At 71.6% G+C, this 15,936-nt stretch carries 3 protein-coding genes; 1 reads left to right on the top strand and 2 read right to left on the bottom strand.

The window, feature by feature from the left end; genetic code table 11:
- The first annotated feature begins 30 nt into the window (after positions 1-30).
- Entirely contained in the window at positions 31-1,302 is a 1,272-nt protein-coding gene (locus OV427_RS41945; protein ID WP_267861838.1) for a hydroxymethylglutaryl-CoA synthase family protein, read from the top strand.
- 85 nt (positions 1,303-1,387) lie between these two features.
- Here the strand turns inward: OV427_RS41945 and OV427_RS41940 are convergent, their stop codons facing one another.
- Positions 1,388-15,097: an RHS repeat-associated core domain-containing protein gene (locus tag OV427_RS41940; protein WP_267861837.1), complete on the bottom strand. Its 13,710-nt coding sequence runs from the start codon at positions 15,095-15,097 to the stop codon at positions 1,388-1,390.
- Positions 15,094-15,927 (bottom strand): peptidylprolyl isomerase, encoded by an 834-nt coding sequence (locus OV427_RS41935; RefSeq protein WP_267861836.1) that lies wholly within the window; start codon positions 15,925-15,927, stop codon positions 15,094-15,096. Before OV427_RS41935 ends, OV427_RS41940 begins: the two co-directional genes overlap by 4 nt.
- Positions 15,928-15,936 lie beyond the last annotated feature (9 nt).

Here is a 15,936-nt window from a genome sequence, read left to right as displayed (position 1 = left end):
TCGGAGCACGGAGCGGAAGCGAGGAGTGCCATGAAGAAACGCGTGGGAATCGAAGCGTTGGCGGTGGCGGTGCCGTCCCGGTACGTGGACATCGAGGACCTGGCGCGGGCGCGCGGGGTGGACCCGGCGAAGTTCACCTCGGGCCTGGGCGCGAAGGAGATGGCCGTCACGGACCCCGGCGAGGACACCGTGGCGCTGGCGGCCTCCGCGGCCGCGCGGCTCATCAAGCAGCAGGACGTGGACCCCTCCCGCATCGGCATGCTGGTGGTGGGCACGGAGACGGGCATCGACCACTCGAAGCCCGTGGCCTCGCACGTCCAGGGCCTGCTGAAGCTGCCCCGCACCATGCGCACCTACGACACGCAGCACGCGTGCTACGGCGGCACGGCGGGGCTGATGGCGGCGACGGAGTGGATTGCCTCCGGCGCGGGCGCGGGCAAGGTGGCCATCGTCGTGTGCTCGGACATCGCCCGGTACGGGCTGAACACCGCGGGCGAGCCCACGCAGGGCGGCGGCGCGGTGGCGCTGCTCGTCTCCGAGCAGCCGGACTTGCTGGCGCTGGACGTGGGCCTCAACGGCGTGTGCACGATGGACGTGTATGACTTCTGGAGGCCCGTGGGCCGCCGGGAGGCGCTGGTGGACGGGCACTACTCCATCAACTGCTACCTGGAGGCGCTGTCCGGCGCGTACCGCGGCTGGCGCGAGAAGGCCGTGGCGGCGGGGCTGGTGCGCTGGTCGGGGACGATGCCGGGCGAGCAGCTCGCGCGCATCGCCTACCACGTGCCCTTCTGCAAGATGGCGCGCAAGGCGCACGCGCAACTGCGGCTGTGTGACCTGGAGGACGCGGTGGGCCCGGGCCCCGGGACGCCTGAGGCGCGCGACGAGGTCGCGAAGTCGCAGGCGAGCTACGACGCGCAGGTGGCCTCGTCGCTGGGGCTGAACGCGCGCATCGGCAACGTGTACACGGCGTCGCTGTACCTGGCGCTCGCGGGCTTGATGCAGCGCGAGGGCGCGCAGCTCGCGGGGCAGCGGATTGGCCTGCTGTCGTACGGCAGCGGCTGCATGGCGGAGTTCTACTCGGGTGTCGTTGGCGAGAAGGCCGCGGAGCGGATGGCGCGCGCGGACCTGGCGTCGGTGCTGGCGAAGCGCGAGCGCGTCTCCATCGAGGAGTACGAGCGGCTGATGAAGCTGCCCGCGGATGCGCCCGAGCCCGTGGCCGCGGCTCCGGGAGCGTTCCGGCTCCAGGAGATTCGTGAGCACAAGCGGCTGTACGCAGAAGGCGTCACTGGCTCAGCGGGGTAGCCGGATCATTCTCGAGTGAGCACGCAACAACTCCCACGCGAAGCGGCCGTGGGAGTTGTCGCGCGCTTCCCGCGCTCCGGAAGCATCACTCGATGTGGGTCACGTCGATGCCTTCCCTGATGCCATGGAGAAGCATCTCACCCTCACCCCACTCGTCGGGAGACCACACCCAACGCCACTTCGCCTCGGGTGGAGGTGCGCCGGTCCGGACCCGGAGAATCACTCCTCCGGACCCATCCTTCACGGCATTGTCCATCGCAATCCTGGGGGTACGTGCCCATGACGTGTATGGACTGACATCTGCGACGCCACCCATGTTGTGCTCCTCCGCGGTGACAGTTCCGTTGACGTCTCCCGGGCGAGCAATGCCCTGACGGGCGGACTCGATTTCAGGGTGTTTCGCGGACACCCCGCGATAGAGGAAGTTGGGGTACTCATCGCTGGCGAACTTCTCGAGCGCGGCGGCGACCTTCGCGGGATCAACAGGCTTGGGCTGGGGCGCGCCAGGCCCCTTCGCCTGAGCAGGGTCCGAGCCCTTCCGGAACCCCATGTTGCCAAGGTTCGAGCCCAGCCCCTTCGAGTAGACCTCCAGCCCCGCCATCTCGAGCGCGGTGTGGGTCGTGAACCCCGCCGAAGCGAGCGCCCCCACCCCACCCAACATGAACTCCGCGGTGCCGAAGATCTGTTGGGCCAGATTGCCATTCAGCCTCCCCTGGCGAGCATGTTCCTGACCGGCCACCATGCCCATGACGTTGAGGCCGGTCGCCGTGGCGCCCGTTCCCAGGCGCACCGCCGCGACCGAGCTCTTCATTCCGGCGGCCAGCCCGCCTCCGAGCAGTGAGCCGTAGCCGCCCATCGCAAAGGCAGACTCCAGATTCAAATCACCCAGGGAGCGGCCCTGCATGATCATCTGCGAGGCCACGTCGAAGCCGCCGCCAAGCGCCATGCCGCCCGCCGTCGCGCCCACGCCGAAGAGGCCACCAGAGAGCACCGTCGCCCCCGCGGCACCGCCGAACGTCGTCGCCCTGCCCCATTCGATGGGCTTGCTGCTCCCCGCGCCCTCGGCCGCCTCCTGGTAGATGACGTGGGCCTCGGTGCCGATGACCGCCGTCAGCCCCGCGTAGATGAGCAGCGGAACGAATGCGATGCGCCCGTCCCGGTCCACGTAACGCGTGGGATTGCCGTTGCCGTATCCCCACCGGTTCAGGCTCGCGGGGCTCGCTTCATCACCAAAGAGTGGGTCCTCGCTCAGGAAGCGCCCCAGCTGCGGCGCGTACCAGCGCTGCTGCGCGTACGTCAGCCCCGCCTCCGCGTCGAACGCATGGCCCGTGAAGCCCAGGCTCGCCTCCGCCGAGCCCGGCACCGTCCAGTGCGTCTCGCTCTTGCGGTACCCACCCCACGCGTCATACCGATGCCACTTGCCCGACGCGCCCATGACGCGTCCCACCGCGCTGCCAGCGCCGTCGTGCGCGATGCGGCCCGAGCCCACCGAGACTGTCATCCCGGGCCCCTGCGCGTAGAGCAGCGCGTCCTGGCCGGGCAGCCGCTCCTCGGCCAGCGAGGCTCCGGCCCAGAGCCAGCGCGTCGTCTGGCCCGCCACCGTGCGGCTGCGGCGCAGCCCGTCCCAGCCGTACGTGTACTCCGCCGTGACGTTGCCCCCGCCTCCGCCAGACACCGCCGGCTGCACTGACACGTGCGTGAGCCGGCCCGCGGCGTCCCAGCCGTAGTCCTTGCGGCCGCTCGGCGTCTGCTCCGACGTGAGCCGGCCCACCTTGTCCGTCACGTACGTCGCGATGCGCTGCCCGGCGTGGAGCTCGTCGTAGATGCCTTCCAGCCCACCGCGCGCGTCCAGCCCGTAGCGCCAGTACCTCCGCGGGGAGGCCCCGCCGAAGCCCGAGGGCCCCAGCGGCCCGGAGTAGTTCGCGAACTCCTTCTCCTCCTCCCGCGTGCCGTCGCCGGTGAGCTTGTAGAGCTGCGCCACCCCATCCGGGTAGCGGACGCCCGTCAGCCGGTCGGCGGCGTCATAGCCGTAGGCCGTCACCTCGTCCGCGGTGAGCAGGCCGTCCCGATACGTCTCGCGCAGCCGGTTGCCGCGCTCGTCGTATGTGTAGTCGAAGCGGCTGTGCAGCCCTGTCACAGCACCCGTGCCGTCACAGGCCGCGGTTGCCCTGGCGTTGACGACCTGGGTCAGCCGCCCCCGGTCGTCGTAGCAGCGACGCTCCGTCAGGCCCGCGCCCGTCACCGCCGCGAGCCGCTCGCCTCCCTGCTCCCACTCCACCCCCATGCTCCCCGCCGGACTGGTGATGCTCGACAGCCGGCCCTTGCCGTCATGGCCGTACGTCACCGTCCCGGCGGCGCTCGCCACCGTCTTCCGCTGGCCGCTGTCCGTATGGGTGAACGAGACGACGTCGCCGTCACGGTCCACGCTCCGCAGCAGGCGCCGCGCGTCGTACGTGAACGTGGTCTCCACATTCGCCAGGCCCTGCTGCTCCGTCACCTTCCACGGCTGGTCCTCCGCCGTATACGCATACGTCACCTGGGTGAGCCGCGTGTACGCCTCGCTCGCCGCGCCCGGCTGGTACTCCACCCGCGCCAGGCGCCCGCGCCCGTCCATCAGCGACTCGATGGCGTCGTCGTTGCCGTCCGTCTGTCGGCCCACGCCACCCGTCCACTGGGTCTGCCAGCTCGCCGTGCCCCGCTTGCGCAGGGTCTGCCGTCCCAGGAAGTCGTACTCGAACGACTCGTTCGCGACGCCGCCCGGGGGACGCGTCACGCTCTTGAGCCGCAGCAGGCCGTCATGGGCATACGTGAAGGTGCCCGCGCCCGGCTGCAGGACTTGCAGCAGCTCGCCTCGCGCGCCACGGGTGAAGGTCTTCGTCTGGGCATCCGGGCCCCCCGCCCCCTCCGTCACCGACAGCAGGGCGCCGTTGGCGTCGTACGTATAGCCCGTGGCCTGGAAGTCTTGAGGCCGACCGAAGCGCTCCTCCAGCACCAGGCCGCGTGGCCCGTAGTCGAGCTGGAGCTGGCGCCCGTCGGGCCCCGTGCGCGTCTTGAGCCTGCCGTCCAGGTCGTAGGTGTAGTCGGTGTCCTCGCCGCCAAAGGTGCTCCGCTTCAGCAGCCCCTCGGAATAGGCATACGTCGTCTCGCTGATGCCCGCGGGCTTCTCCCGGGCCAGCACGCCCGCCGCGTCGTAGCCCCAGACATCCGTCTTGCCGTCGCGCGTCCGCTCCACCACGTTGCCGAGCGAGTCCACCTCCAGCTGCGTGGTCCGCGACTGGCTCACACCTCCCGCCTGGTCGCTCGTGGTGATGCTCGCCTGGCGCTTGTTCCACGCCGTCGTCGTCTCGTAGCGGTACGACTGCCCGCGGGCCGACCACGACTCCACCTTCTCCAGCGCGCGGCCCAGGTCGTCACGTGAAGGCCAGACGGTGCTCGACACCCAGTCGGAGCCCTCGCGGACCGTGATGGACTTCTCCCACGGCCCTTCGAGCACCACTGTCTTCTCCAGCGTGCCGCCCGTCCCCTGCACCTCCTCGCTCAGCAGCCTGTCCCGCGCGTTGAACCGGCGCGTGGTGACGACGGTGCGCCCATCGCCCGGGTCCATCGTCTCGCGCACCTGCTTCGTCGCGGGCAGGTACTCGTAGACAGACGAAACTCCAGGCGTGCCCCCACTCGAGGCCACCGTCTTCGAGGCCAGCCGGCCCAGCGCGTCGTACCCGTAGGTGCACTGGTAGCCCGGGTGCGGGCCCTTCTCCACGTGCACCCGGCCGGCGGTGTCCAGCTCGAAGGTGGTGAGGTGGTGGTCCGGGTCCTCCACCCTGGTCAGCGTGCCCTGCGGGTCATAGAGGCGCTGCGTGACGGCGCCCGTGGCGGACTCGTGCCGCCACACCTGGCCCCGCTCGGTGTACTCGAACGTCTCCTCGGCGGCGTGGCCGTCCACCTGGCGCGCCACGCTCAGCGTGCGCCCTGCGGTGTCGAGCGTCAGCGTCTCCTGCTCGGTGCGCGTCGCCGTCCCGGTGTCGATGGAACGCTCCACCCTCACGCGGTGCTGCGGGTCCAGGTACGTGCGCGTCTCCTTCCAGGTGAGCGTCGCGCTCCCGGAGCGCACCTTCCGCTCCACCTGCGTCGTCCGGCCCAGCACGTCGCCGTACTGGTACGTCTCGACGAGCCCCAGTTCCTGGTCTTCCCTGCGCGCCAGTCGCCCCGCCCCGTCGTACGCGCGCACCTCGTGCACGCCACCCTTCGAGCCCTCGCTGTTCATCGCCTGGGGGTTGCCCAGCGCGTCCAGCGACGTCATCAGCACCGTGTGCTGCCCCGAGCCGCCCACCTTCCGGCTCACCGGGTTGCCCTGCACGTCCAGCTTCATCTCCAGCGTGTCGCCGTCCCCCCAGTCCCAGAAGACGGGGCGTCCCAGGCTGTCGTAGCCGAGGGTCGTCACGCGGCCCAGGTGGTCCGTGACGGAGTACGGGTTGCCGTCGGCGTCCCGCGCGTACGCCATCTCGAGCGCACTGCCCACCTTCACCTGCTCGACCCTTCCTGCCGCGTCGTACTGGTAGACGTGGGTGTTCCCGCTCTCGTCCAGGGTGCTCGTCAGGCGCCCGTTCGTGTACGTGGACTGGCGCTTGCTCAGCGCCGCGGGCTCGCCCACGTAGGACGACTCCTCCGTCAGCAGCCCGTCCACGTACTGCCGGGTCCGCTCGTGGTTGCGCGTGGTGCCGGCGGACGCCTTGGCCAGCACCTCCGTCACCGTCAGCGCGTTGTCCTGGTCCGTGTACGTGTACGTCCACGACTCCTGTGGCGTGCCCGAGCGGACGTGCGTCAGCACCCGGCCCACGCCGTCATGGGTGAAGGACTCGAAGCTCCCCGTCTCCATGTCCTCCGTGCGCACCAGCCGCCCGTACGTGTCATACGAGAGCGTGCGCGTGAGGAAGGACAGGCCCGAGGTGGCCGCCGCGAGCTGCAGCGTCATCCGCTGGGGCTGGCCGAGCGCGCTGAAGTTGCTCAGCACCACCTCGCGGCCCTGCGCGTCCGTGTAGCCCTTGAGCAGGCCGTCCGCCGTGTACCGCGCGTCCTTGAAGACCTCGCGCGTACCGCCGGGGGCGGACACCTTGAGGCCCAGCAGGTCGCCCGCGTCGTTCCGGGGGTTCTCCACCGTTGCCTGCGCGCCGCCCACCTGCGTGACGGAGCTGGCCGGCACGCCGAAGCGCGAGTCCAGGACGTGCCGCACCAGCGACCCGGTGCCCCCGAGCCCCTCCACGGGCTTGCTGCCCGCGGGCGCCCCCACCAGCGACACCTCCTGAAGCACCAGCCGCGTGGAGGAATCCATCGCCAGCGCGCGGCCGGCGGCCGAGGTCTGCTGATTGGCGACGACCTTCCCGCCCCGCGTGTCGCTTCCCCAGGCCGTCGTCGACGCGCTGCCCGGAGTCACCTCGGAGCTTCCCACGTTGCCGAAGTCGTTCAGCGACAGCGTCGCCTTGACGCCGTCCGGCCACGTCACCGACCGCGACCGCGCTCCGCTGTAGGCGATGGCCACCTTCGCGCCCTGCATCCCCGTGGTCGACACGGAGGTGACCATCTCGTGGGCCTTGACGTGCTGGTACGGGGCGCTGCTCGCGGAGCGCTCGTACGAGGCCCGCCAGTGCACCGGCCCGCTCGAGGCGGGCGAGTTGCCGTAGATGACGCGCGTCGCGGCCAGCTCGTTGACGGCCTCCCACTTCTCGTCGTCCTTCAGCGTGGAGGCCACCGGCAGGTAGTCATACTCGTAGGACTGGTAGGGCAGGCCCGGCGAGCGCTCCACGCGGGTGAGGTTGCCCTTGCGGTCCTGCTCGAAGCGCAGCGAGTAGCCGCCGCCCGCGCCGCCCGTCAGCGTCGCGGTGCGCATCCACTTGAAGCCCCGGGCGCGCGCCAGGATGCGGATGGCCTCCGGCAGATCCGTGGCCTCCGTGTCCACGTCCTCGTACGTGAAGGCGAGCGACACCGTCCCCGCCTCCGCCGCCTGCGTCACCTTCCACAGCCGCTCCGAGTCCGGCTCGTACTCCAGCTTCGTCCAGCCCAGGTCGCCGCCGTCCCGCCCGTGGCTGTCCGAGAAGCGCGTCAGCATCCAGCGGCGGTGGCCCTCCTCGCGAGGCCCCTTCGCCGGGCGGTTGAACTCGAACGTCCAGCCCCCTTCCGTCTTCAGCGTCAGCCTGTCGGAGGCCCCGCTGGAGTCCATGGGCGCTTCGACGCGCAATTCGAAGCCATGCGCCCCGTCCGTCTCCTTGCAGGGGTCCGTGCCCGCGGTGTTCCCGTAGAGCGACGAGTCCTTCGGCTCCGCGGCGCAGTCGGGGAAGACGAAGCCCTGCCCGCCCACCACCGCGATGTAGCGCCCCACCCGCTCTTCCAGGAGCCAGCCGTCGAAGTTGTGCCGCCAGCCCACGCCCAGGGGCGTCGGGAAGTTGTCCTGGTTGTTGTAGACGCGCTTGAAGGCGAACTCGCCCTTGAGGAAGGGCAGCGCGAAGTCCACGTGCTCGAAGGACAGGTGCCCGTCCGCCACGTTGACGCCCGCCACCGTCTCCTGTCCCACCGCCCGCGCGTTGGCCCCGTTGAGGGAGCCCTGCGGCCGGCCCAACTCCATGACCCGGTGGTCCTTCACGGGCAGCACCGTGTCCAGCACCAGGTACACCGGGACGGGGTCATGCGTGGAGCCGGCCATGCCCGTCAGGTGCGGAGGCAGCGGCAGCCGGAAGCGCCGCGCGCCCGTGTTCGAGCTGCGCTTCGCCTGGAAGAGCTTCTGCTTGATGAGGCCGTTCCCCGCATCCTGCACCGCGTAGGCGCCATCCGGCTGGAGGGAGAGCGACACCTCCTTCAGGAGGGCCGTGTTCGACGGCGCGCAGATGGGGTTGGTGCACAGCCTCAGCGTCCCGGAGGTGACCTCCGTGGGGTCCACGTAGAAGCTGGCCGTCGAGGGCTGCGACACCGGCCGGCCGACAGCCGGCTTGCCGGTGCTCGGGTCGTCCTGCAGCATCGCCGCGTCCATGGTGTACGCGGCCGAAGACGCCACGTAGTCCTTGCGGGGCGCCAGGCCCTGGAGGTTGAAGCGGTAGAGGACGTTCTCCGCGTTTCCGCTCAGGTACAGCTCGAGGTAGAGGACGTCGCTGGCACTCAGGATGTCGCCGACGTATTCGCCACCGCAGTTCGCGGTGATGGTGTGGTTCACCTCGTCGAGGGTGAACGGACAGTCGATGCCGAACTCGTCGGTGCCCAGCCGCACCCGGTAGTCGCCGCTGAGCGTGCCCGCGCGGCCCGGCTCCTGCGGCGCCAGCAGGCCCGCGAGGAACTGGTACGACAGGTCCCTCGCCTGGGCGATGGGGTCCGTCTGCCGCAAGTCCCTCGTCGCTTCGTCCTGCGTCGCGATGAGCCGTCGGGGCTCCAGGTCCAGGATGCGGAACTCGTGCTCGCGCTTCACGTCGTACTGGTCCACCAGCGCGCCCCGCGCGTCGTAGCGCTTGAAGACGTTCTTCAGGAAGAAGGCCTGCGCCGGCAGCCCCGGAGGGTTGTCGTTGCCGGAGGTGGGCTCCTCGAAGTTCGGCGGCCGGGCCCGGCTCTCCTTCGCGTCCACGTAGCCGTCGCCGTTCGTGTCACGGTCCAGCAGGCGGTTGCCCACCACGTGGAGGTAGTAGTTCGCGCGCGTCAGGTTGTTGAGCGTCTGCTGCTGCCCGCTCGCATTCACCCGGCGCAGCGAGGCCTGCACGTTCACGGTGTTGAGCCCCGGCGCCACCTCGAAGACCTTCACCGCCGGCTGCTCCACCGTGGTGCCCGTCACGCGGACAAGCTGGCCCGCCAGCGGCGGCACGCCCCGGGGCACGTCGGCGAGCTGCATGGCGTCCCTCAGACACGTCTCCCACTGCTTGCGGGAAGCGCCCGGCGCCAGCTCGGAGCAGTACATCTCCAGCAGCGTCCCCGCGTCGGCGTCATCGTCGGTGATGGCGCTCGGCTTGCACACGCCGCCGTCCGGCAGCCGGCCCTTCTCGCAGTCCGCTTCCTCCCGCTCCCAGGTGTCCGGGAGGCCGCCGTCCGTGGGGGCCACCACGGGGACGGCGGCGCGGCGCACCCGCCAGTGCGTGGTGACCTGGAGGTAGTCGTCGCGCGTGGTGCCCGCGCCGCCCGTGCGGATGAGGTGCCTCGGCTCGTCACCGCGCTGCAGGCCCTCGGAGCGGGCCTGGCGCTTCACGCGCACGTCGATTTCCGGCGGGTACAGGTCGATGTCCCCGGGGATGCCCAGCTCCGCCCGCGAGCAGCGGGACATGCTGTACGTCTGGCTGCCCTCCCTCACCTCCAGCGGCCCACCCGCGGCCGCGTCCTGGGGGCAGGTGCCGTCCGGCGCGCGCACGTCGCGGTTGATGGAGGGCACCGTCACCGTCTTCATCCCGGAGTAGCCGGTGGCGTGGTTCACCGCGAACACCACCAACCGCTCTCCCGCCCCCAGCCGCAGGAACGAACCCGCCATGGGGCCGCACTCCAGCCGGTAGAAGGACTCGTCCTCCGGCGAGAGCGGCCCCGCCTGGCCTGACAACTGGAGGCAGCGCGCGCGCGTCGCGTCGTTCGAGTAGTGGGAGGGCCCCAGCCGCACGCGTGAGTACTGGCCATGCACGCCGGTGGGCGGATGGTCCGGGTCCCCGCACTCCATCGTCAGCGGCCGCGTCACCGCGTACCGGGCCACGGGGTGCACGAGGTCATCCTCGCGGAAGAAGTGGACCTCGGTGGTCGCCGAGTCCTCCTCGGAGAGGGACTGCAGTTCGCCCGTCTCCGGGTCTCGCTTCGTCTCCGAGCCGCTCCTGCACGTGGCCGGCACCTGCTGGCCGTCCTTGTTCCTGAAGGTGAGGTTGCCGTACAGCAGCCGGACGTCCACGAGCACGTCCGCCCACGAGTACCCGTTCGGGTACATGAGGAAGCTGCGCGAGCACACGGGGTACGTGGTGTTCACCGCGACGACGTAGGGGTTGCCGAACAGGTCGGTCTTCGAGTCGAAGCGAGGCCCCAGCGGGATGTCCGCGCAGGCAATCCCCGTGGTGTCCGGCCCGGGAATGACGACCATCGAGCGGAACATGCCCTTGTCGTCCGTCATGCCCCCCGTGTCGACGTAGCTGCTGACGCTGACGGGCAGGTTCTTGAAGCGCACCACGCCGTGGAACGGGTCCTCGGTGTCCGTGCTGTCGGGCTCCTTGCGCACCGTCAACCGCGCCTTCGTGGGAGGCCCTCCCGCGTCGGGGATGATGGGCTCCAGCGTCGCCGTCAGGCGGATGGCGCGCGTGTCGTAGCGCGTCTTGCCCGAGAGCAGCAGCGTCGAGGTCCCGAACGAGAGGGACACCTCGGACTCGATGGACGCCCTGCCCTGTCCCTCATTCCTCCAGGTCTCATAGGGCTTCGGTGCAATCGGCCCGCCGGAGGGGCCCACCGCGGACAGCGTGGCGACGACGCTCTCGCTCGCGCTCGCGGCGCCGTTGGTCTCGTAGCGCGCCTCGAAGTCGACCGGGAGCGTGTAGGGGACCTCCACCTCGAAGTTCGACACCAGGTCCGGCAGCCCCATCTCGAGCGTCGTCTGGTGCTCGCGCGGCGAGCGCACCTGTCCCGAGACGTAGGAGATGCCGGGCAGGAAGCTGTCCATCACCGCCCACATCGACAGCAGCGCGTTGCCGATGTCCGCATGCGCGCTGGCGATGACGACGTCCTTCACGCGCTCCCACAGCGAGGGCTCCCGCGCCTTCACCGGAAGCCGCAACAGCCCCAGGCCGCCGTCCGTCGCCGCGCCGCCCGTCGCGCCGCCCGCAGCGGCGAGCACCTCCTCCAGCTTGCCCTGCTGCTCGGGCGTCAGCGCCATGTAGCCAAGGAACTCCAGCGAGCCCGCGGGCACCGGGGCGTCCGCGACGATGGCCTCGCCGTCCGCGCGCACGTGCGCCAGCCCCACGCGCTTGAGCGACAGGCGCCGCTCGTCGAAGCCCAGCAGCACCACCATGCGCCCTGCGGCAAGCCGGGTACGGTTGGGCAGCGTCAGCGAGACAGGCTTGAGGAACCGCACCTGCTCCGGGCCGAGCTGCCACAGCGCGTCCACCGACACCTTGTCCTCGACGGGCACCGGGCGGTGGACCGTCGGAATCTCCGTCGCGGTGAGAAAGCCCCGCGTGGTGCCGTTCGCGAAGGAGAGGCCGCCCTCGGCCACCTCCAGCCGCAGCGGGCCGTGGGCGCCCCCGAGGGTCACCACGCCGCCCGAGGCCCCGTCCACGACCTGCGCCGACGCGGCGTCCACCGCGACGAGCGTCAGCCGCTTGTCCACCGTCTCCTGCTCGGCCGCGACGAAGAGCTGGCGGCGCACCACCGGCAGCGTCCTCCCGTCCGACGTGGTGCCGCCCTCGTAGCGCACCACCACCGGCCCGCCGCCCCGCACGCCCACCAGCGCCCAGTTGCCGTCCGGCCCCGTGAGCGTGCTCAGCGCCTGCCCTTCCACCTCCACCTTCACCCCGGGCAGCGGCCGCAGCCCGTCGTCCATCACCACACCGCGCACCACCGTCATCGGCCGGCGCACGGTGAACTCGCTGGCGTAGGGCGCAGCCATGTCCGGCCCCGCGGCCGCGCGCACGCCGGCCACTCGCACGGTGACGCGCTCGCCCTCGGGCAGCGGGTCCTTCGCCACGAAGGTCGCCGTCTGTGCGCCGGGGGCCACCGAGTAGCCACCAGCCAGCTTCGCGCCGCGCGCCCACACCTCGAGATGGCCCGGCACGTCCTCCGGCCGCACCGGCTTGTTGAACGAGACGCTCACCAGCGCCGCCGTGTCCACGTCCTCCGCGCCCGGCGCCGGGTCCGCGCCCGTCACCGCCAGCGGCTCCTGGGTGACGTCTCGGAAGCGCACCCTCACGCTCGCCGAGCCCGTGAGGCCCTGCGCGTCCGTGGCCGTCACGAGGATGACGTTCTCCCCGAGCGACAGCGGCACCTGCGCCGTGTAGAGGCCTCCCGCGCCGCGCGTCGCCGCGCCGGTGCCAATGCGGACGTCCAGTTCACCCGAGCCGCCCGTCACGCGCACGCTGACGTCGACGATGGCGTCCTCCGCCTCCGTGCCATCCACCGGCTCGAGGATGGAGACGACCGGGGGCACGCTGTCGATGACGAGGTGCTGCACCAGCGAGCGACGGTTGCCCGCCAGGTCCACCGCCTCCACGGAGATGGCGTTGTCGCCGGCCACCAGCGACACCGGCGCCGAGAAGCCACCGGCAACCACGGGCACCGGCACGCCCTGCACCGTCACGCCCGCCAGGTTGGCGTCACCCACCGTGCCCGTGAGCAGGTAGGGGCTCTCCGTCACCTGGGCGGGGTTGGTCGTCGGCCGGGTAATTTCGAGGTAGGGCGCGGTCCGGTCCACCACCACGCTTCGCGAGGCAGAGTCGGTGCGTCCCAGCGCATCCCTCACGTGGATGTCCACCTGCCGCGAGCCCTCGAGCAGCGCCAGCGACGCACTGAAGCTCCGCGTGGAGACTGTCGCCGCGAGCCCGTTCACCGTCACCTGCAACGGCAGCGCGCCGCCCTCCACGCGCCCCATCACCGCGAAGCGCATGCCGCCCACCACGGTGCCGTCCGACGGCGACTCCACCACCAGCACGGGCGCGGGCTCCTGCGCTGGCCCGCCCGCGTCGGCCTGGGGCACGCCCGCGTCCGTCCCCGGCACTCCCGCATCCGTCCCGGGACTGCCGGCGTCCGTGCCCGTCCCGGCGTCCGGCTCCGTGCCCAGCCGCAGCAGCCGCAGCGACTTCTCCGTGGACTGGCCGTAGCGGTCCACCGCCACCACCGACACGGTCCTCGGCCCCACGGGGACTTCCAGCGTGTACGCGAAGCGGCCGCGCGCATCCACGACCGCCGCATTCCCATCCACCGTCACGGCGGGGACGTCTCCCGCCTCGGCCGACGAGACCTCGCCGCGCACCGTGACGAACGCCTCCGGGAAGGCGTAGTCGTCCGGCGGGTCCGTCACCACCAGCGACGGCGGATTGCCGGCCCGCCGCACCGCACGGCTCACCGTCGTCTGGTGGCCCGCCGCGTCCGTGGCGACCAGCACCACCGTGTTGTCCCCCTGCTGCAAGGCCTGCGTCACGGAGAAGGCGCCACCCGCGCCCAGCGTCACCGGGCCACCGCCGAGGGTGAGCGTCACCGCCGTCGCGTCCGTCACCGTGCCCGACACCGTCACCGTGGGCGCCGTGACGACGGCGCCGTCTTCCGGCGACGTCACCACCAGCAGCGGCGCCTCCGAGTCCCGCACCACCTGGACCACCGCCGACGCGGAGTTGCCCGCGGCGTCGAGCGCCTCCACCGTGAAGGCATTGCCGCCCTCCATCAGCGGGAGCGTGTGGCGGTACTTCCCGGCCGCCCCGCGCGTCATCGACACGCCGCCCACCCGCACGTCGGCCAGCGGGCCGTCGTCGCTCGCCGCCACCACCAGCGCCACGTCGGCCGCGCCCGTCACCAGGCCGTCCGCCGGAGCCTCCACCGTCACCGTCGGAAGCGCCGTGTCGATGACGAAGGCGCGCGTCACCGCAGCCTCGTTGCCCGCGCCGTCCCGCGCGGTCACCACCAGCGTGTGCGGCCCCGGCGCCGACACCACGCCGCCACTCTCGAAGGGCTGCCCGTCCAGCGTCGCGCCCGCCGTGCCCGGGTGCTCCTCCTGCACCGTCCAGGACACCGTGGCGGGCGTGTTGCGGCGCTGCCCGTCAGCAACACCCGTCACCGTGATGACCGGCGCCACGGTGTCGAGGGTGAAGGTGGCCGTCTGGCTGGACGTGTTGCCGGCCTCGTCCCATGCGGAGACGACCAGCGTGTGGGCCCCCGGCGCGGAGATGGCCGTGCCGGAGACGACGTCCTGGCCATCCAGCTTCGCCTCCGTCCGGAGCGGATGCGCCTCGGTGACGGTCCACACCGGCGTCACCGCGTGGTTGACGAGCGGCCCGGCCGGCAGGCCGGAGAGGTGGATGACCGGCACCGTCAGGTCCAGCACGAAGCGCACCGTGCGCGTGGCCGTGTGGCCCACCGCATCCACCGCCGTGATGACCAGCGTGTGCTCGCCCTCGGCGGAGACCTCCGTTCCCGAGGTGAAGGCCGCTCCGTCGAGCATGGCCGCGACGGTGACCGGGTTCGCATCCGTTGCGCTGAAGCCAGGGGAGACGGGCAGTCGGTAGTGCCGGTCCGCCTCCACGCCCGTCACCACCAGAGCCGGCGCCTGGGTGTCGATGGTGAAGTGGCCTGCCGCCGCGGTCGCGTTGCCCGCCAGGTCGCGCGCCGTCACGGAGAGCAGGTGCGCGCCCTCCGCGGAGACGGCGGTGCCCGAGGTGAAGGGCTGGCCGTCGAGCGTGGCCTCCACCTGCTGGAGGTGGGTGTCCGTGGCACTGAAGACGGGCGTCACGGGAGCCTCGACGTGCGCCCCCTCCACGAAGCCACTGAAGCTGACGGCCGGAGGCGTGAAGTCGAGCGTGAAGCTCCGCCGCGCCACCGTCTCGGTGCCGGCTTCGTTGCGCGCGACCACCTCCACGGTGTGCGCGCCCTCCGAAGAGATGACCGCGCCACTGGAGTAGGGCTGCCCGTCCAGCGTGGACGTCACCGAGCCCTCGGGCGGGTCCGCATCGGTGACGGTGAAGTTCACCGCCACGGGCACGTTGCGGTGCGCCCCTTCCTCGACGCCGCTGAACGTCACCACCGGCGGTACCGGGTCCTTCGGGCAGCCCGTGATGACTGTCAGCAGGAGCGCTCCCCAGAGCGCCGTCGCGCGAATCCCCCGGTTCATTCGGACTCCTCCCCCTTGGACCTGGCCGGACCGGCCAGCTCGCGCAGACGCTCGGGATGACGCTTCACCGAGATGTTGCTCCGCAGCTGCTCTTCCAGCGCCTTCGCGGCCTCATTCCGCGCCCGCGCCGCGAGCTCGCCCCGGACCTCCTGGAACGTGGGCACCACCGTGGCCGGCGCCTCCAGCGCCCTCGCCACGTGGAGTCCGAAGGCCGTCTCGAACGGCTTCGACAGCTCGCCCTGCTTCAGTTCCACCACCGCGCCGAAGAAGCGCGGGTCCACCTGTCCCTCCCGCACCGGCCCCAGGTCTCCGCCCTTCTCGCCGGTGGCGGTGTCCTCGGACGCCTCGCGCGCCACGGCCGCGAAGTCCTCGCCGCCCTGCACGCGCGCGTACAGCAGGTTGATGCGCGCCCGGGCCTCCGTCCTCGCCCTCGCGTCCGCTTCCGCTGGCAGTCGCACCACCAGGTGCGCCACGTGCACCTGCCGGCGCGACAGGGACTCCTTCTCCTTCTCGTACCGCTGCCGGAGCGCGTCCTCGGTGCCGGACTCCGCGGCCACCTTGTCCAGGTACGCGTTGGCCAGCACCTCTCGCCGCGCGGCCTCCACCCTCGCCGCCACCGCCGGGTCGTCCAGCAGGCCCGCCCGGGTGGCGCCCTCGGCCAGCAGCGCCCGGTCCACCAGCGCGTCCAGCGCCTGCTCCGGCGTCGCGTCGCGGTCCCGCGTCTCCCAGAACCACGCCACGTCCGCGCGCTTCAGCGCCGTGCCGCCCACGTCCGCCACCACGTCCTTGTCCCCACAGGCCGCGAGCAGCAGGCCCAGGACCGCTCCCATCCTTTGCAT

The sequence above is a fragment of the Pyxidicoccus sp. MSG2 genome, from assembly GCF_026626705.1.
GTDB lineage: Bacteria > Myxococcota > Myxococcia > Myxococcales > Myxococcaceae > Myxococcus.
This window is presented reverse-complemented; position numbering and strand designations above follow the sequence as displayed.